Genomic DNA, 18,680 nt, shown 5'->3' on the forward strand with positions numbered 1-18,680 from the left:
CAAAGGGAACCAACCATACAAGATCGCGCGTCAAATACAAGGTTTGCCCGGCGCACGGACGCCAATCCGCAGACAGAGCGCCTGCGGACTTGCTTCAGAGATGATTTGGTTATATTTTATACAGTTATTTCATCTTCATCATGTCATTCATCTTTTCCAATTCATCTTTTTCAAAGTCAAAACCACTTATGACCACAGAATCGTCTAAAGCGCCGCCGCTTTACCCGAAGACCCACTTGCTTGCCGCAAGTGGCATCGCCGCCCTTCTCAGCCTGGCGCTCCTGGTATTCCCTTCCAGCGATGTCGAAGCCAAAAAGACAACCCTGAGTCTTGAACTGGAAAGCCCTGCTGAACAACTGACACAAGATCAAGACGCTGCTGACGCCGTTCAAGCCACAAATGAACCAGCAACTTCCCCCTTCGTGCAGATCGACAACAGCGCCGAAGACACCCAGGAAACCGCTCAAGCCGAACCTGCGCCGGTCGTCGAAGAAAAGAAGCCGGCAAGCCACAGGGAAGTGATCGTCACCAAGGGCGACACCCTCTCTACACTGTTCGAGAAGGTCGGCCTCCCAGCCACTTCAGTGCATGACGTGCTGGCCAGCAACAAGCAGGCCAAGCAGTTCAGCCAGCTCAAGCACGGGCAAAAACTCGAGTTCGAACTGAGTCCTGACGGCCAGCTGACCAACCTGCACAGCAAGCTCAACGACCTCGAAAGCATCAGCCTGACCAAGAACGACAAGGGCTACACCTTCAACCGCATTACCGCCAAACCGACCGTACGCTCTGCCTATGTACATGGCGTGATCAACAGTTCGCTGTCGCAGTCCGCAGCCCGGGCCGGCCTGTCTCACAGCCTGACCATGGACATGGCCAGTGTGTTTGGCTACGACGTGGACTTCGCCCAGGATATTCGCCAGGGTGACGAGTTCGACGTGATCTACGAGCAAAAAGTCGTCAACGGCAAGGCCGTCGGCACTGGCCCGATCCTGTCGGCGCGCTTCACCAACCGCGGCAAGACCTACACCGCCGTGCGCTACACCAACAAACAAGGCAACAGCAGCTATTACACCGCTGACGGCAACAGCATGCGCAAGGCGTTCATCCGCACACCGGTGGACTTCGCCCGCATCAGCTCGAAATTTTCCATGGGCCGCAAGCACCCGATCCTGAACAAGATCCGCGCCCACAAGGGCGTCGACTACGCAGCACCGCGTGGCACGCCGATCAAGGCTGCCGGTGATGGCAAGGTCTTGCTGGCTGGCCGCCGTGGTGGCTATGGCAATACCGTGATCCTCCAGCACGGCAACACCTACACCACGCTCTACGGCCACATGCAAGGCTTCGCCAAAGGCGTGAAGACTGGCGGCACAGTGAAACAGGGCCAGGTGATTGGCTATATCGGCACCACCGGCCTCTCCACCGGGCCGCACCTGCACTACGAGTTCCAGGTCAACGGTGTACACGTCGATCCGCTGGGCCAGAAACTGCCAATGGCCGATCCGATTGCCAAGGCAGAACGCGCACGTTTCCTCGCCCAAAGCCAGCCACTGATGGCGCGCATGGAACAGGAAAAAGCCACTCTGCTGGCTTCGAGCAAGCGCTAAGTCATGGCGTTCTATATAGGTGTGATGTCCGGAACCAGCCTTGATGGCCTGGACATCGCACTGATCGAGCAAGCCCCGGCGATCAGGCTGATCGCCTCCCACTACATCCCGATGCCCGATACCCTGCGCACCGAGCTGCTCGGCTTGTGCGCCAGCGGCCCGGACGAAATCGCCCGCTCCGCCATCGCCCAGCAGAACTGGGTGAAACTGGCCGCCCAAGGGATCCATGCCCTCCTCGCTCAACAGCAACTGAAGCCTGACGACATTCGTGCGATTGGCAGCCATGGCCAGACCATCCGCCACGAACCGGCACGCGGCTTCACCGTGCAGATTGGCAACCCGGCCCTGCTGACCGAGCTGACCGGCATCACCGTGGTCAGCGACTTTCGCAGCCGCGACGTCGCTGCCGGCGGACAAGGCGCACCGCTGGTTCCCGCCTTTCACGAAGCCTTGTTTGAAGAGCGGGCCGGTAATCGCGCAGTACTGAACGTTGGCGGCTTCAGCAATCTCAGCCTTATCGAGCCCGGCAAGCCGGTCGCCGGTTTCGACTGTGGCCCGGGCAATGTGCTGCTGGACGCCTGGATTCACCAGCAACGCGGCGACCACTTTGACCGTGACGGCCAATGGGCTGCCAGCGGCAACGTAGAGCCTGTGCTGTTGAATGCACTGCTCAGTGATCCGTTCTTTGTGACCAAAGGCCCGAAGAGTACCGGCCGGGAAGTGTTCAACCTGCCATGGCTGACACGGCATCTGGCACGACTGCCAGCCTTCGCCGCCGAAGATGTTCAGGCGACGCTGCTTGAGCTGACCGCGCTGACCATCATCGAGTCACTGCAAAGCGCCCAGGCAGACACGCAGGAGTTGCTGGTTTGCGGCGGCGGCGCCCACAACACTGCCTTGATGAACCGCTTGGCCAGCCTGCTGCCAAGCGCAAGCGTCAGCAGCACCGCTACCTACGGTGTAGACCCCGACTGGGTCGAAGCCATGGCCTTCGCGTGGCTGGCTCATTGCTGCCTCGAAGGCATCGCAGCCAACCGTCCGAGCGTCACCGGCGCCCGCGGCTTGCGCGTACTGGGCGCTATCTACCCCACATAAATCCTCCACACAGCAAAACGCCGCAAGACCCCGGGGCCGTGCGGCGCTCTGTGAAACAGGTGCGCTGATCAGATCGAGAACGAAGAGCCACAGCCACAGGTGGTGGTCGCATTCGGGTTCTTGATGACGAAACGCGAACCTTCCAGACCTTCCTGGTAGTCCACCTCGGCACCTGCCAGGTACTGGAAGCTCATCGGATCGACAACCAGACTCACACCTTCGCGCTCAACGATGGTGTCGTCATCGGCCACTTCTTCATCGAAGGTGAAGCCGTACTGAAAACCTGAACAACCGCCGCCCGTAACGAATACGCGCAGCTTCAAGCGATCATTCCCCTCTTCATCGACCAGGCTCTTCACCTTGTGCGCGGCACCGTGGGTGAATTGCAAAGCCGTGGGGGTGAAGGATTCGACGCTCATGCTGACTATCTCCCGGCGTTACGCCGTCATATTGCGTGATGACGCGCATTATCCGCTTCTCCTAGAAAAGCGGTCAACTATTGTTATGGTATATCAACCAATCCAATCGCCGGCCCGGAATGCAAAAAGGCCCGTCAGACGGGCCTTTTGCTGTACACGATAACGCTTACGGCAGCATGCCGGCGTGGGACAGACCCAGACGTTCATCCAGCCCGAACAGGATGTTCATGTTCTGCACAGCCTGACCCGAAGCGCCTTTGACCAGGTTGTCGATCACCGACAGCACAACCACCAGATCGCCGTCCTGAGGGCGATGCACCGCGATACGGCAGACGTTGGCACCCCGTACGCTACGAGTCTCCGGATGGCTGCCCGCCGGCATTACATCGACGAACGGCTCGTTGGCATAACGCTTTTCAAACAACGCCTGCAGGTCTACCGAACGATCAACAACGGTTGCGTAGAGCGTGGAGTGAATGCCACGAATCATCGGCGTCAGGTGCGGAACGAAGGTCAGGCCGACGTCCTTGCCTGCTGCACGACGCAGCCCCTGGCGAATCTCCGGCAGGTGACGGTGACCTTTGACCGCATAAGCCTTCAAGCTTTCCGACGTCTCGGAGTACAACGAGCCTACGGAAGCACCACGACCGGCACCGCTGACGCCGGACTTGCAGTCAGCAATCAGATGCGCAGCATCGGCCAGGCCTGCTTCCAGCAATGGCAGGAAACCCAATTGCGTTGCAGTCGGGTAGCAGCCTGGCACGGCAATCAGGCGCGCTTTCTTGATCTGCTCGCGATTGACTTCCGGCAAGCCGTAGACCGCCTCGTCCAGCAACTCCGGTGCACCGTGCGGCTGGCCGTACCACTTGGCCCATTCATCCGCGTCTTGCAGACGGAAGTCAGCCGACAGGTCAATAACCTTGGTCCCGGCCGCCAGCAGTTCGCCCGCCAAGGCATGGGCAACACCGTGCGGTGTGGCGAAGAACACCACATCGCAGGCACCCAGGGTCTTGATGTCTGGAACGCTGAACGCCAGGCCGTCGTAATGGCCTCGCAGGTTCGGGTACATGTCGGCAACGGCCAGGCCAGCCTCGGATCGGGAAGTGATAACAACCACCTCAGCTTGCGGATGTTGCGCCAACAGACGCAGCAGTTCGACACCGGTGTAACCCGTGCCGCCGACGATACCGACCTTGACCATAAACCTGCCCTCAACGAACCCACTGGAAAGCCGTCGATAATAGGGGCCGCGCGCCCCTGCGACAACCGTCAAGGTGACGTGCGGAGCCTCAAGCCTCTACTATCCGGGCTACCGTGAACCTGGAATAACTAAAAATGCTCTATCTGTGGATCAAAGCGTTTCATATCGTCAGCATCGTTTGCTGGTTTGCCGGCCTGTTCTATTTGCCGCGCCTGTTCGTTTATCACGCCCAAAGCGAGGACACCGTCAGTAAAGAACGCTTCAGCATCATGGAGCGCAAACTGTACCGGGGCATCATGGGCCCGGCGATGATCGCCACGCTGATCTTCGGCGGCTGGCTCATCTACCTCAATCCAGGCATCTTCAGCCAGGGTGGCTGGATACACGCCAAACTGACCCTGGTCGTGTTGCTGATCGGCTACCACCACATGTGCGGCGCCCAGGTAAAACGTTTTGCCCGTGGCGAGAACACCCGTAGCCATGTCTTTTATCGCTGGTTCAATGAAGTGCCGGTTCTGATATTGCTGGCTATCGTAATTCTGGTCGTCGTTCGGCCGTTCTAAATCCACCAGGCACCACTTACCGGGGTATTTCCAATGTCGCTGCCCGCTCTGCTCGAAGAACGTTTGCGTCTGCCCGTGGTGGCGGCGCCGATGTTCCTGATTTCCAATCCGCAATTGGTACTCGCCTGCTGTCGCCAGGGCGTGGTCGGCAGCTTCCCGGCGCTGAACCAGCGCGAAAGCAGCGGCTTCAAGGCCTGGCTGGAAGAAATCGAAGCCGGGCTGGCGACAATGGAAAATCCCGCGCCTTATGCCGTGAACCTGATCGTCCATAACAGCAATCCACGCTTACAGGCGGATCTTGAGATCTGCGTCGAACACAAAGTGCCGATCGTGATCACCAGCCTCGGTGCCGTGAAAGAACTGGTCGACGCGGTGCACAGCTACGGCGGTCTGGTGTTCCATGATGTGACGACTCGTCGTCATGCCGAGAAGGCGGCCGAAGCCGGCGTGGATGGCTTGATCGCCGTGGCTGCCGGCGCCGGTGGACACGCTGGGACCTGGAGCCCATTCTCGCTGATTGCCGAAATCCGCCAGTTCTTCGACAAGACCCTGTTGTTGGCCGGCTGCTTGAACCACGGCCACGAAATCCTTGCCGCTCAATTGCTCGGCGCGGATTTGGCCTACTTTGGTACACGATTTATCGGCACGACAGAAAGTCACGCGCCCGACGCCTACAAAGAAATGCTGCTGACATCCAAAGCGGCAGACATCATCCATACTCCAGCCGTATCAGGTGTCCCCGCGAGCTTCATGCGCAAGAGCCTGGAGGCCGCCGGTTTCGACATGGCCGCCTTGCAAGGCAAGGGCGAGATCAACTTCGGTTCCAAGCTCAAACCCGTGAGCGATGAGGCCAAAGCCTGGAAGACCGTTTGGTCTGCAGGCCAGGGTGTGGGAGAAATCGAAGACTTGCCGAGTGTCGAGCAGTTGATTGCTCGTCTCGACGCGGAGTACCGCCAGGCCCTGGAGCATGCCGCCCAGCTACCAAAACGCTGGCCGCGCTGACAGCAAATCTTGGCCAGTCTTGCCCGGCTGGCCTTACACTCACCCGGGCACAAGCTTCTTCTTTCAACCTCTCGCGACAAGGATGCTTCGCACATGGGCGAAAATCATTTCAAGATCGTATTCGAAGGCGCCTTGCTGCCCGGTGTCGACATCACCACGGCAAAGCTCAATCTCGCCGATTTGTTCAAGAGCGATGTCACAGCCATCGAGCGCTTGTTCGCCGGGCGTCCGGTAGCGCTCAAACGCAACCTGTCGCAAGCCGATGCCCAGACCTATCTCCAGGCGCTGAGCAAAACCGGTATCGACGCCCGCATCGAAGCCGAAACGCCGATCGAGCTGAACCTCGCCGACGTGCATGACCATGCGCCGGTCAGCAGCCAGGAGCCTTTGGCAGATCCGCAGTCCCCTTACGCGCCGCCTCGCGCGCCCGTCGGCGAAGCCGTGGCGGAATTCGCCACGCTCAAGCCATTCAGTTTCGATGGCCGTATCGGCCGCTTGCGTTACCTCGCCTGGACGTTGGTGCTGTCAACTGTGCTCCTGGCTGTTTGCGGGGTGTTTGCCTTGGTCGCCCTGGCTCTCATCGGCGCGGATTCGACCGCCGGCCTGATATTGGGCAGCATGCTGGCCTTGATCCTGTTCGTCGGATTTGTCTTCGTCAGCATCCAGATCACCGTTCAACGTTTGCACGATGTCGGCTGGTCCGGCTGGCTGTGGCTGCTGAACATGGTGCCGTTCGTTGGCAGTTTCTTTCCGTTCGTGATCATGGTCGTACCGGGCAACGACACTGCCAACCGCTACGGCCCGCCGCCTCCGCCGAACAGTACCGCGGTCAAGGTTTTGTCTTCGCTGTGGCTGATCGTTATCGCGCTGGTTCTGTTCGGCTCGCTGGCCGGTGGTCTCACGGCGATACGGGAAGGATACGAAAACGCCGCCCAGAGCAGCTACGAAAGCAGTTCGGTCACCACCGATGAAATCGAAGTCGAGGTCGAACCGGTGCCAAATACCGCCGACGATGCAGCCGAACAGGCCCAGCCCCCTGTAGACTCTGCGAAAGAATGAACAGCGCTCCTGGCCCGTGACACCTGCGTCGCGGCGCGGAGCTGTTGCGATGGAGAACTGCATGACCCGTTACGCTCTGATCACTGGTGCCTCCAGCGGCATCGGCCTGGCAATGGCCGAAGCGCTGGCCCGGCGCGGCCGCAGCCTGATTCTGGTGGCCCGACAACGTGATCAGCTGGAAAGTATTGCGATTGAACTGACCCAACGGTTCGGCGTTGAGGTGTTGTTCCGTGCCTGTGACCTGGGCGAACCGCTGCGCCTGTCGGGGTTCCTGCTGGAACTGGAAGAAGGCGACCGGCAGATCGATCTGTTGGTCAACTGCGCCGGTATCGGTACATGCGGCCCGTTTCTGGCCCAGGACTGGATGACCGAGCAAGACCTGATCGAAGTGAACATCCTCGCCCTCACCCGCCTGTGCCATGCCATCGGCAACAGCATGGCCCTGCAAGGCGGCGGGCAGATTCTGAATGTGGCCTCGGTGGCGGCGTTTCAACCCGGGCCGTGGATGAGCACCTATTACGCCAGCAAGGCGTATGTACTGCACTTTTCCGAAGGATTGCGCGTCGAGCTGAAAAAATGTGCGATCAAGGTTTCGGTGCTCTGCCCCGGGCCGACCCGCACGGCGTTTTTCCGTACCGCGCAACTCGACAGCAAAAAGCTGACCAACAGCAAACTGCTGATGAGCCCCGAGGAAGTGGCGCTCTACACCGTGCGCGCACTGGAAAAGAATAAAGCGATCATTATTCCCGGGCGGCGCAACCGCTGGTTCGCCTTCCTGCCGCGGCTCGGCTCGCGGTGGCTGACTCGCACAATCGCCGGCATGGTCAACAAGGCCTACTGCCCGCGCTGATCCAACCCAAGGTAAAAAGCTGGGCGCTGGCATACGCCATGAGTACACTCAGGCCAGCCCAAACAACGGAGAAAACAGCTGTGGATACTCTGTTCACCAAGATCATCAACCGGGAAATCCCGGCGAAGATCATTTACGAGGACGACCAGGTACTGGCCTTCCACGACATTGCCCCACAGGCACCGGTACATTTCCTGGTGGTCCCGAAAAAACCGGTTCGCACCTTGAACGACCTGACCGAGGACGACAAGACATTGGCCGGGCACATACTGTTCACCGCCCAGCGCCTGGCACTGGAACTGGGCTGCGAAAAAGGTTTCCGCGTCGTCATGAACTGCAATGAAGAAGGCGGGCAAACCGTCTACCACATTCATATGCATGTGCTGGGTCAGCGCCAGATGCACTGGCCACCGGGCTGATTGCGCCAAACCCTGTGGAAGCGGCGCATTGCCGCTTCCACAAAAGGCATCACAACACTGTCACAGCCTCTGCATCACAATGACCCAGCGCAAACCTTCCCCGGCCGATTGGGTTAAACTGGCCGCCGAAATCCCCCCGGAGGTCAGCATGACTACCCAACGTCACTACTCGCCGATTGACCGCCTTCTGCTGCAAGCCGATGCCGCGATGCGCACCCTGCTGCCCTTCAGCGGCCAGCCGTACCGTCCGTCGCCCGCCATCGTGCAGCCGGATGCGAAAATGAGCGACGAAGACACGCGCCACGTTGCCGGCCTGATGCGCATCAACCATACCGGCGAAGTCTGCGCCCAGGCGCTGTACCAGGGACAGGCCTTGACCGCCAAGCTGCCGCAAGTGCGTGCTGCGATGGAGCATGCCGCCGAAGAAGAAATCGATCACCTGGTCTGGTGCGAACAACGCATCCATCAACTGGGTAGCCACACCAGCATCCTCAATCCGCTGTTCTATGGCATGTCGTTCGGGATTGGCGCAGTGGCCGGCCTCATCAGCGATAAAGTCAGCCTGGGGTTCGTTGCGGCGACGGAAGACCAGGTGTGCAAACACCTGAACGAACATCTGGAGCAATTGCCGGCCGAGGATGAAAAATCCCGGGCGATTCTTCAGCAGATGCGCATCGATGAAGAACAGCATGCCGAAAGCGCGCTGGATGCTGGCGGCTTTCGCTTTCCGGCACAGGTGAAGTTCGGGATGAGCCTGATGGCCAAGGTGATGACCAAGAGTACTTATCGGATCTGACTCCGTTTTTTGTAGGAGCCAGCGCCAGAATAAAAAAAGGCGACTGCCGTGAGGGAGTCGCCTTTTTTGTGTTCGAGAATCTTACGCCATATTGCGCGCGTAGAAGATTTCGAGCATTTCGTGTTTCACCCGCTCGGTCACCTGGGCGCGCTGCTCAGAGGACAGGTTGCTGGTGGCGTCGCCGAACAGGTAGTTATCCAGTTCGAAGTTCTTCAGCAGCATCTTGGTGTGGAACAGGTTTTCCTGGTACACGTTCACGTCGGTCATCTGGTACGCGTCGTAAGTGTCGTCGGAGAGGTAGTTCTGGATCGAATTGATCTCGTGGTCGATGAAGTGCTTTTTGCCTTCAACGTCACGGGTGAAGCCGCGCACACGGTAGTCCACAGTCACGATGTCCGAATCGAACTGGTGAATCAGGAAATTGAGCGCTTTAAGCGGTGAAATGACCCCGCAAGTCGACACGTCGATGTCCACACGGAAGGTTGCAATACCGCTGACCGGATGGATTTCCGGGTAGGTGTGCACCGTGATGTGGCTCTTGTCGAGGTGGGCCAGAATGATTTCAGGCAGCGGGCCCGGGGACTCTTCGATCTGACTGTCGGTCGGGGTTACCGGCTCTTCCGAGATCAGGATCGTGACGCTGGCGCCCTGTGGCTCATAGTCCTGACTGGCAATGTTCAGGATGTTGGCACCAATGATATCGACAACTTCCGTGAGGATCTGCGTCAGGCGTTTCGCGTTGTACTCTTTATTGATGTACTCGACGTAAGCCTGCTGGTCTTGCGGGGTTTCCGCGTAGCAGATGTCATAGATGTTGAAGCTCAAGGTCTTTGTCAGGTTATTGAACCCGTGGAGCTTGAGTTTGCTTTTCACCGTTAAAAACTCTCTATGTGTTTGCGGCCCGGCCGCGTGATCAAGCATGCCCGTCAAATGCGAACAACGCACCTGCGTAGGACGGTTAACACCTCTTCGCGATGGCGATTTTGGTTGTCTGTTCGGGTGCGAGGCCTGTCGGCTGACGGGCCACTACCCTGAAAAAAGTGGCGCATTATGCAGACGTCAGCTTGTGTTCGCCAGAGTCTGCACTGCTTTTATGATAGTTGAATGTCGATTCAACCGAGCTCGATGATCTCGTAGTCGTGGGTAATTGCCACGCCGGCCGCGCCGAGCATGATCGAGGCCGAGCAATACTTCTCGGCAGACAGCTCGATGGCGCGTTTGACCTGGGCTTCTTTCAGCCCGCGGCCCTTGACCACAAAGTGCATGTGGATCTTGGTGAACACCTTTGGATCTTCGGTCGCACGCTCGGCTTCGAGGAAGGCTTCACAGCTTTCGACCGCCTGGCGGGACTTCTTGAGGATGCTGACCACATCGAAATTGCTGCAACCGCCGACACCCAGCAGCAGCATTTCCATCGGCCGGACACCCAGGTTACGTCCGCCGGCATCGGGCGGACCGTCCATGACCACGACATGACCGCTACCGGATTCGCCGAGGAACATGGCTTCGCCAGCCCATTGGATGCGTGCCTTCATCGCCAAGACTCCACTGTATAAAAAAGGGTCGCCAGCTTAGCACAGGCCCCGTGATTGACAGCGCCCGGTGTCCTGGGACATATCCCACCGGCTTGTAGGTAAATGCTCGAATATTGCTGGAAGTGTCTGTTAAGCTGACGCCAATTCTATGGCGCATAGCCAGCTTTACTCCAGCGTTCACTATTTATAAAAACCAAACATACCGTGCAGTTTTTTCGGGATACAACCATGGTTGCTATTGCCCCCAACTCCAAGATCAAGAACCTCGACAAGCTGTTGATGCATTGCCAGCGCCGCCGCTATCAGGCCAAGAGCAACATCATTTGTGCCGGCGACCGCTCGGAAACGCTGTTCTTCATCATCAAAGGCTCAGTCACCATCCTGATCGAAGATGACGACGGCCGGGAAATGATCATTTCCTACCTGAACGCCGGGGACTTTTTCGGCGAGCTGGGCCTGTTTGAGCAAGCCGGCCTGGAGCAGGAGCGCAGCGCCTGGGTGCGGGCCAAGGTTGAATGCGAAGTCGCGGAAATCAGCTACGCGAAATTCCGCGAGTTGTCCCTGCAGGATCCGGACATTCTTTACGTCCTCAGCGGACAAATCGCACAGCGCCTGCGCAACACCACGCGCAAGGTTGGCGACCTGGCATTCTTTGATGTAACCGGTCGAGTCGCCCGCTGCCTGCTGGAGCTGTGCAAACAGCCAGACGCCATGACGCACCCCGATGGCATGCAAATCAAGGTGACCCGTCAGGAAATCGGGCGGATTGTCGGTTGTTCGCGGGAGATGGTCGGTCGCGTGCTCAAGGATCTGGAAGAACGCAACCTGGTGGACGTCAAGGGCAAGACCATGGTGGTCTTCGGTACGCGATAAGCTCGAATACCTAGCCGCTGAACATCTGCACCAGCACCAACCGGTAGAGATAGTCGAGGCGCGCCAGGGCATCGTGCGCCGCGAACTTCTCATGCAGCGCGATGTGGCTTTCGGCGCGTACTCGTTGCTCCAGTCCGCAGGCCTCGTTGAAACGATTGACCGCCGCGACCATCGACTCTCGTTCGTTATCGATCAGCATCGCTCCGTGCACCAGCCCCACCGGACGCTGCCCACCCTGACTCTGGCGCCAGCGCTGGGCGGTGCCGACCATCTTGCGACCATCGAGGTTGACGTTGAAGCGACCGTCACAGAACGCCCCCTCGATTTCGCCAAGGGACGACGTGCCGCCCAACTCATCCAGCAGCTGACAAATGGGATCGCACAAACGGTGGTAACCGGTTTCTATGCGATTCAGATCCCCTTCGCTACGCAGCGGCGCGTAAACCAGTGCGATATTGATCGTTGAGGCCGATTGCGGCACCGGCTCGCCGCCGGTTTCACGCAACAGGACTGGCCAACCGGCCGCCGCCGACACTTCACATGCAGCCTCGAAACCCGGCAAGCGGTTCAATCGGCGCGGCATGACCAGCGCCCGATCGCTCGGCTGCCAGAACAGCAGGCCGAACTCCGCGTCGCCGGCGCAGACCGATGCCAGCAAGTCCTGTTCGGCTTGCAGGCCGGCTTCGATGGTCAGATGGGTCGGCTGGGTCATAAGCTGCTCCGCAACTCTGAAATCTTCAGGGAATTTGAATGCCCCTTCGCGAGCAAGCCCGCTCCCACATTTGATCGCGGTCGAATGTGGGAGCGGCGGTGCGACGATTCGACTTACTCGCGAAGGGGTCGACTCGGTCTGCGAGTAATCAGTCGAGGGTCGAGCCGCTGACCGGAATACCGCGTTCAGGGAAGAACAGACGCTGCAATTCTGTACCCGGGCTTTCGGCGCGCATGAACGCTTCGCCGACCAGGAACGCGTAGACGTCGCTGATTTCCATCAGCTCGACATCGGCGCGGTTGAGAATGCCACTCTCGGTGATGACCAGTCGATCACGCGGAATGCGCGGCAACAGGTCGAGGGTGGTTTCCAGGCTGACGTCGAAGGTGTGCAGATTGCGGTTGTTCACGCCAACCAGCGGAGTATCGAGGGTTTTCAAGGCCCGCTCCAGCTCGTCGCCGTCGTGGACTTCCACCAGCACATCCAGGTTGACGCTTTTGGCCACGGCCGCCAGTTCGGCCATTTTCACGTCATCCAGCGCGGAAACGATCAACAGCACGCAATCGGCACCCAGGGCCCGGGCTTCGACGATCTGGTACGGATCGATCATGAAGTCCTTGCGGATCACCGGCAGCTGGCAAGCCGCGCGGGCCTGCTGCAGGTAGGCGTCAGCGCCCTGGAAATAATCGATATCGGTGAGTACCGACAGGCAGGTCGCGCCGCCCTTCTCGTAGCTTCTGGCGATATCGGCGGGAACGAAATTCTCGCGGATCACGCCTTTGCTCGGCGAAGCTTTCTTGATTTCGGCAATGACTGCCGGCTGCTTCAACTTGGCCTGAGCCAGCAAGGCCTTGGCAAAACCACGGGGTGCATCGGCCGCCTTGGCCAGGTTTTCCAGCTCGGCGAGGCTGACGCGAGCGCTACGCTCGGCGACTTCCTCGACCTTGCGCGCCAGAATCTTTTCCAGAACCGTCGGTACACTCATCCCTCATTCTCCACTTTGAATACCGCGGTAAATGCACCCAGCTCCTCAAGCTTTTCTCGAGCGAGGCCGGTGTGCAACGCATCGTGCGCCAAGGCAACGCCTTCTTTCAGGCTGCTGGCATGGTCGGCCGCGTACAGTGCGGCACCGGCATTGAGCATGATCATCTCGGCCGCTTTCTGACCGTTTTCGGTCTTGCGCTTGCCCAGGGCATCGCGAATCAGTTCAAGAGAAGCCGCCGGGCTTTCCACGGCCAGGCCATGCAGGCTCTGGCTCTTCATGCCCAGGTCTTCCGGCTCGACCCAATACTCGGTGATCTGATCGTTTTTCAGTTCTGCCACGAAGGTCGGTGCTGCCAGGCTGAACTCATCCAGGCCATCCTTCGAATGCACCACCAGCACATGCTTGCTGCCCAGACGTTGCAACACTTCCGCCAGCGGCCGGCACAAGGCCTGGGTAAATACGCCTACCACCTGATGCTTCACACCGGCCGGATTCGTAAGCGGGCCGAGCATGTTGAACAAAGTACGCAAGCCCAGATCCCGACGCGGGCCGGCGGCGTATTTCATCGCGCTGTGGTGAGTCTGGGCAAACATGAAACCAATACCAACGTTGTCAATGCAGCGCGCCACTTGCACCGGCGTCAGGTTCAGGTAGATACCGGCTGCCTCCAGCAGGTCGGCACTGCCGCTCTTGCCCGACACTGCACGGTTGCCATGCTTGGCCACGGTGCAGCCGGCAGCGGCAACCACGAACGCGGCAGCGGTCGACACGTTGAAGATATTGGCGCCGTCACCACCGGTGCCCACCACATCGACCACACCGTCGAGGGTCTTGAGTTCGACCTTGTCCGCCAGTTCGCGCATCACCGACACCGCACCGACGATTTCGTCGATGCTTTCGCTCTTCATGCGCATGGCCATCATGAAGGCGCCAATCTGCGCGTCCGAGCATTGCCCGGTCATGATTTCGCGCATCACATCGCGCATTTCATCGGTGCTGAGGTCGAGGTGATCGACGATACGGCTCAGGGCTGTCTTGATGTTCATGAAAAGTCCTTAGCGCGTGCCGCCGGTTTGTTTGAGGAAGTTGGCGAACAGTTCGTGGCCCTGTTCGGTGAGGATCGACTCAGGGTGGAACTGCACGCCTTCGATGTTCAGAGTCTTGTGACGCAGGCCCATGATCTCGTCGACCGAGCCGTCTTCGAGCTGGGTCCAGGCGGTCAGCTCCAGGCAATCGGGCAAGGTTTCGCGCTTGACGATCAATGAATGATAGCGGGTCACCGTCAGCGGACGATTCAGGCCTTCGAATACACCCTTGTCCTCGTGAAATACCGGGCTAGTCTTACCGTGCATCACTTGACGGGCGCGCACCACATCACCGCCAAAGGCCTGGCCGATGGACTGGTGGCCGAGGCAGACGCCAAGAATCGGCAGTTTGCCGGCGAAATGCTTGATCGCTTCAATCGAGATGCCGGCCTCGGTCGGGGTGCAAGGACCGGGGGACACAACGATGCGCTCAGGGTTGAGGGCTTCGATTTCAGCGATGGTCAGTTCATCGTTGCGCACGACCTTGACTTGGGAGCCGAGCTCGCCAAGGTACTGCACAACGTTGTAGGTAAAGGAGTCGTAGTTATCGATCATCAGCAACATGGCGTATAGAACCTCTTGAATTCACTGACTTTGAAGATGGCCTTCGAATGATTTACCCGCAGGGTGCTGCGCTTTGTCAGGTGCCGGTGTAGCGCCAGCAAAGCGGCATTTCAAACAGGTAAAGAAGGCAAAGCGGTACAGGTCCGGCGAGGCCGGCAAAAGAATTCAGGCGCGCCAACGCCAGCGGGCGTGTGCCTTGATGACTTGATCCAGGAGTTTACTGATGATCAACACGGGGAAGGTCTCGTTCGTACGTCCCGGCACAGTAACTTAGCTGGGCAGAGCGCGCAATATCGCCGGGGGCACTGCCTGCGAAACTAACAAAGGCTTCGCGACAGATGGCAAAAGGCCGGAAGTTTTTGGTACTGTCGTTTCGTTCACTAAAACAATAAATAAACGGACTTGCACATGATCAAACAGTCGTTGTTTGTACCGCTCGCAGGATGCTTGCTCGCGATGGCATGCGCCCAGGCGAACGCCGCACCTAATCCATATACAAGTTTCATTGTCTTCGGGGACAGCCTTAACGACGCAGGGACCTTTGCCGACACGGGCGGGCCTGCCGGGGCGACGCAGCGCTTCACCAACCGGACCGGGCCGGTGTACCTGGATGGCAGCGGCGAAGTCCGCTCGCTCAACTCCACACAGATTCTGGGTGGAAAACTGGGGTTCTCGGCGGACCAGACGGCATCCTCTGCTTCAGCAGTTCGCGCCAACGAAGGCCTGCCTGATGGTAACAACTGGGCTGTAGGCGGCTACCGTACCGACCAGATTCTTGATTCGATTACCAGCACCTCCGCCACCGGCGAACGCACCCGGGCCGGCTATCTTCCGTCCAATAACTTCCGTGCCGACCCGAACGCACTGTATTACCTGTCGGGTGGCGGTAATGACTTCCTGCAAGGTCGCGTCACCAGCCTGCCCCAGGCCAGTGCCGCCGCCAACCGCCTGGCCGACAGCGTGCAGACGCTGCAAACCGCCGGCGCCAAATACGTCATGGTCTGGTTGCTGCCCGATATCGGCTTTACCCCGGCGTTCAACGGCACCCCGCTGCAAGCGTTCACGTCCCAACTCAGCGCCCAGTTCAACACTGAACTGGTAAGCCGACTGCAAAACATCAATGCCGAAGTCATCCCGCTCAACATTCCGGTATTGCTCAAAGAGACGTTCGCCAACCCGGCACAGTTTGGCCTGGCCACCGACCAGAACCTCGTCGCCACCTGCTTCAGCGGCAACGGTTGCACCGAGAACGCCCGCTACGGTATCAACAGCGCCACGCCGGACCCGACCAAGCTGATCTACAACGACTCGGTGCACCCCACCGAAGCCGGGCAGCGCCTGATCGCCGATTACGCGTATTCCCTGCTGGCGGCGCCGTGGGAGCTGACCTTGCTGCCGGAAATGGCCCAGGGCACCGTGCGTGCGCATCAGGATGAATTACGCAATCAGTGGCTGGCCGATTGGGAAAACTGGCAAGGCGTCGGCCAATGGCGAGCCATTGTTTCCGGCGGCGGACAGCATCAGGACTTTGACGGTCAGGACAGCGTGGCAAGCGCCGACGGTAACGGCGCCAACCTGAACATCGGTGGCAGCTACCGTCTCGACGATGCCTGGCGTGTTGGTCTGGTGGCCGGTTTCTATAACCAGAAACTCGAAGCCGGCAACAACGACTCCGACTACAAGCTCAACACTTACCTGGGCACGGCATTCGCCCAGTACCAGCAAAACCGTGTGTGGGCTGACGCGGCGGTGACGGCCGGGCATCTGGATTACGACAGCCTCAAGCGTAAATTCCAGCTGGGCGTCAACGAACGCGGTGAAAAAGGCGATACCAGCGGCTACGTCGAAGCCTTCAGCGCACGCGTGGGTTACGACATTGCGCAACAAGCCGGCAGCCGTTGGCACCTGTCGCCGTTTGTCAGCGCCGACTTCTCCAAGGTACAAGTCGATGGTTACTCGGAGGACGGCAACAATTCCACGGCGCTGACCTTCGCCGATCAGGAGCGCATTTCCCGGCGCCTGGGCGCTGGCCTGCAAGGCAAATACCAGATCACCTCGCAAACCCAGGTGTTCGGCGAAGCGGCAATCGAGCGTGAGTACAACGACGATACCCAGGACGTGGACATCAACCTCAACAGCCTGCCGAACAACCAGTTCACGCTGGAAGGCTACACCCCGCAAAGTCACCTGCAGCGTGTGAACCTGGGGGTGAGTCACAACCTCACCAAGGACCTGGCACTGCGCGCCAGCTACAACATCCGCAAGGACGACGACTTCACCCAACAGGGCATCAACGTAGGAGTTGCGCTGGACTTCTGATGTGCCGCCAATAAAAAACGCGGCGCCCTCTCAGGCGCCGCGTTTTTTTATGGTGGTGAGGTCTTTGTGGTGAACTCAGCTTTCCGGGGTCTGTTCAGCCAGGGCAACGGCGCGGAACATCGCGCGGCGCTTGTTCAGGGTTTCTTCCCATTCCAGCGCCGGCACCGAGTCGGCGACGATGCCGCCACCGGCCTGCACATGCAACTCGCCGTTCTTGATCACCGCCGTGCGGATCGCAATGGCGGTGTCCATGTTGCCGTTCCAGGCGAAGTAACCGACCGCACCGCCGTAGACGCCACGCTTGACCGGTTCCAGTTCGTCGATGATTTCCATCGCGCGAATCTTCGGCGCGCCGGACAAGGTGCCCGCCGGCAGGATCGCCCGCAGTGCATCCATCGCCGTCAGCCCGGCTTTCAGTTGCCCGGTGACGTTGGACACGATGTGCATCACGTTGGAGTAACGCTCGATGACCATCTTCTCGGTGAGCTTCACCGAGCCGATTTCCGATACGCGACCGGTGTCGTTGCGGCCGAGGTCGATCAGCATCAAGTGTTCGGCGATTTCCTTGTCGTCCGACAGCAGGTCTTTTTCCAGCGCCAGGTCAGCCTCTTCGTTGGCGCCCCGCGGACGGGTACCTGCAATCGGGCGTACGGTGATCAGGTTGTCTTCGACCCGCACAAGCACTTCCGGCGAACTGCCGACGACGTGGAAGTCGCCGAAGTTGAAGAAGTACATGTAAGGCGTCGGGTTGAAGCAGCGCAGCGCGCGATACAGATCGATGGGTGCCGCCTTGAAGTCGATCGACATGCGCTGGGACGGCACGACCTGCATGCAGTCACCGGCCAGGATGTATTCCTTGATGGTGTCGACGGCTTTTTCGTAATCGTTCTGGGTGAAGCTGGAGCGGAACACCGGGTCAGCCGATTGTTGCTTGCTGAAGTCCAGGCCACGGCGTGGAGTGATCGGCTGACGGAGTTTTTCCAGCAGCTCTTCCAGGCGCGCGCGACCTTGTTCGAAGGCGTCTTCCTGCGCCGGGTCGGCCAGGACGATGGCGTGCATCTTGCCGGCCAGGTTATCGAACACCACCACGGCGTCGGACACCATCAGCAGAATGTCCGGTACACCCAGCGGGTCCGGGTTCGGGCATTTGCCCAGGCGCTTCTCGACATAACGCACGCAGTCGTAACCGAAGTAGCCCACCAGGCCGCCGTTGAAACGCGGCAAACCGGCAATGGTCGGCACGTTGTAGCGTGCCTTGAAGGCTTCGACGAAGGCCAGCGGGTCTTCCACGTCGTGGCTTTCGGTCTCGACGCCATCGACGGTCACGCTGACGTGATGATCGTGAACCCGCAGCACGGTGCGGCACGGCAGGCCGATGATCGAGTAACGGCCCCACTTCTCACCGCCCTGTACGGACTCCAGCAAGTAGGAATTGGGCTCGTCGGCCAGCTTCAGGTAGATCGACAGCGGCGTGTCGAAGTCGGCCAGGGTTTCGCAGGCAAGGGGGATGCGGTTGTAGCCGGCAGCGGCCAAACGCAGGAATTCTTCGCGGATCATGAGGTGCCTCGTGGCTTGAGGGTCGAACAGTCAGGTATG

19 protein-coding genes are annotated in these 18,680 nt (G+C 59.3%); 10 read left to right on the forward strand and 9 right to left on the reverse strand.

The window, feature by feature from the left end:
• Positions 1 to 188: 188 nt before the first annotated feature.
• Both AABM52_RS27705 and AABM52_RS27710 read left to right on the forward strand, forming a co-directional pair.
• Positions 189 to 1,607, forward strand: coding sequence for a peptidoglycan DD-metalloendopeptidase family protein (locus AABM52_RS27705; RefSeq protein ID WP_347909407.1), 1,419 nt, complete (start codon positions 189 to 191; stop codon positions 1,605 to 1,607).
• A gap of 3 nt (positions 1,608 to 1,610) precedes the next feature.
• Positions 1,611 to 2,702 (forward strand): anhydro-N-acetylmuramic acid kinase, encoded by a 1,092-nt coding sequence (locus AABM52_RS27710; RefSeq protein WP_347909408.1) that lies wholly within the window; start codon positions 1,611 to 1,613, stop codon positions 2,700 to 2,702.
• A gap of 68 nt (positions 2,703 to 2,770) precedes the next feature.
• Here AABM52_RS27710 and erpA read toward each other — a convergent pair whose 3' ends face one another.
• Positions 2,771 to 3,121, reverse strand: coding sequence for an iron-sulfur cluster insertion protein ErpA (gene erpA / locus AABM52_RS27715; RefSeq protein WP_007906865.1), 351 nt, complete (start codon positions 3,119 to 3,121; stop codon positions 2,771 to 2,773).
• 166 nt (positions 3,122 to 3,287) lie between these two features.
• Entirely contained in the window at positions 3,288 to 4,322 is a 1,035-nt protein-coding gene (gene argC, locus AABM52_RS27720) for an N-acetyl-gamma-glutamyl-phosphate reductase (protein WP_347909409.1), read from the reverse strand.
• 134 nt (positions 4,323 to 4,456) lie between these two features.
• Here argC and hemJ point away from each other — a divergent pair, with 134 nt between their 5' ends.
• From hemJ to coq7, 6 genes are all read left to right on the forward strand, one after another.
• Entirely contained in the window at positions 4,457 to 4,885 is a 429-nt protein-coding gene (hemJ, locus tag AABM52_RS27725) for a protoporphyrinogen oxidase HemJ (RefSeq protein WP_347909410.1), read from the forward strand.
• Positions 4,886 to 4,918: 33 nt separating this feature from the next.
• Entirely contained in the window at positions 4,919 to 5,887 is a 969-nt protein-coding gene (locus AABM52_RS27730; protein ID WP_347909411.1) for a nitronate monooxygenase family protein, read from the forward strand.
• Positions 5,888 to 5,980: 93 nt separating this feature from the next.
• On the forward strand, positions 5,981 to 6,946 hold the full coding sequence (locus tag AABM52_RS27735; protein WP_347909412.1) for a DUF805 domain-containing protein: 966 nt from the start codon (positions 5,981 to 5,983) through the stop codon (positions 6,944 to 6,946).
• A 61-nt stretch (positions 6,947 to 7,007) separates the two neighbouring features.
• Positions 7,008 to 7,796 (forward strand): SDR family oxidoreductase, encoded by a 789-nt coding sequence (locus AABM52_RS27740; RefSeq protein ID WP_347909414.1) that lies wholly within the window; start codon positions 7,008 to 7,010, stop codon positions 7,794 to 7,796.
• An 80-nt stretch (positions 7,797 to 7,876) separates the two neighbouring features.
• Complete coding sequence (locus AABM52_RS27745; protein ID WP_046039514.1) at positions 7,877 to 8,215, forward strand: histidine triad nucleotide-binding protein; 339 nt, start codon at positions 7,877 to 7,879, stop codon at positions 8,213 to 8,215.
• A gap of 148 nt (positions 8,216 to 8,363) precedes the next feature.
• Entirely contained in the window at positions 8,364 to 9,011 is a 648-nt protein-coding gene (gene coq7, locus AABM52_RS27750) for a 2-polyprenyl-3-methyl-6-methoxy-1,4-benzoquinone monooxygenase (protein ID WP_347909415.1), read from the forward strand.
• A gap of 81 nt (positions 9,012 to 9,092) precedes the next feature.
• Here coq7 and speD read toward each other — a convergent pair whose 3' ends face one another.
• Both speD and AABM52_RS27760 read right to left on the reverse strand, forming a co-directional pair.
• The gene (gene speD / locus AABM52_RS27755; protein WP_007986012.1) at positions 9,093 to 9,884 is read right to left on the reverse strand and encodes an adenosylmethionine decarboxylase; all 792 of its coding nucleotides are present in this window, start codon (positions 9,882 to 9,884) and stop codon (positions 9,093 to 9,095) included.
• Positions 9,885 to 10,123: 239 nt separating this feature from the next.
• Entirely contained in the window at positions 10,124 to 10,546 is a 423-nt protein-coding gene (locus AABM52_RS27760) for an OsmC family protein (RefSeq protein WP_007941657.1), read from the reverse strand.
• Between the two features lie 228 nt (positions 10,547 to 10,774).
• On the opposite strand from AABM52_RS27760, the gene crp reads away from it, so the two are divergent.
• Positions 10,775 to 11,419 (forward strand): cAMP-activated global transcriptional regulator CRP, encoded by a 645-nt coding sequence (gene crp, locus AABM52_RS27765; RefSeq protein WP_008051651.1) that lies wholly within the window; start codon positions 10,775 to 10,777, stop codon positions 11,417 to 11,419.
• A 10-nt stretch (positions 11,420 to 11,429) separates the two neighbouring features.
• On the opposite strand, the gene AABM52_RS27770 is transcribed toward crp, so the two are convergent.
• From AABM52_RS27770 to AABM52_RS27785, 4 genes are all read right to left on the reverse strand, one after another.
• Positions 11,430 to 12,131: a lipoate--protein ligase family protein gene (locus AABM52_RS27770; protein ID WP_347909416.1), complete on the reverse strand. Its 702-nt coding sequence runs from the start codon at positions 12,129 to 12,131 to the stop codon at positions 11,430 to 11,432.
• A 148-nt stretch (positions 12,132 to 12,279) separates the two neighbouring features.
• Positions 12,280 to 13,116 (reverse strand): indole-3-glycerol phosphate synthase TrpC, encoded by an 837-nt coding sequence (gene trpC, locus AABM52_RS27775; RefSeq protein WP_347909417.1) that lies wholly within the window; start codon positions 13,114 to 13,116, stop codon positions 12,280 to 12,282.
• Positions 13,113 to 14,162, reverse strand: a complete 1,050-nt coding sequence (gene trpD, locus AABM52_RS27780) for an anthranilate phosphoribosyltransferase (RefSeq protein WP_347909418.1) — start codon at positions 14,160 to 14,162, stop codon at positions 13,113 to 13,115. Before trpD ends, trpC begins: the two co-directional genes overlap by 4 nt.
• A gap of 9 nt (positions 14,163 to 14,171) precedes the next feature.
• Positions 14,172 to 14,765 (reverse strand): aminodeoxychorismate/anthranilate synthase component II, encoded by a 594-nt coding sequence (locus AABM52_RS27785; protein WP_007906885.1) that lies wholly within the window; start codon positions 14,763 to 14,765, stop codon positions 14,172 to 14,174.
• Positions 14,766 to 15,173: 408 nt separating this feature from the next.
• Between AABM52_RS27785 and estP the strand changes: the two genes are divergently transcribed.
• On the forward strand, positions 15,174 to 17,084 hold the full coding sequence (gene estP, locus AABM52_RS27790) for an esterase EstP (RefSeq protein ID WP_347909419.1): 1,911 nt from the start codon (positions 15,174 to 15,176) through the stop codon (positions 17,082 to 17,084).
• A 75-nt stretch (positions 17,085 to 17,159) separates the two neighbouring features.
• On the opposite strand, the gene trpE is transcribed toward estP, so the two are convergent.
• Positions 17,160 to 18,641, reverse strand: a complete 1,482-nt coding sequence (trpE, locus tag AABM52_RS27795) for an anthranilate synthase component I (protein ID WP_347909420.1) — start codon at positions 18,639 to 18,641, stop codon at positions 17,160 to 17,162.
• Between the last annotated feature and the right edge of the window lie 39 nt (positions 18,642 to 18,680).

Source organism: Pseudomonas grandcourensis, from assembly GCF_039909015.1.
In the GTDB taxonomy this organism is placed as follows: Bacteria; Pseudomonadota; Gammaproteobacteria; order Pseudomonadales; family Pseudomonadaceae; genus Aquipseudomonas; species Aquipseudomonas grandcourensis.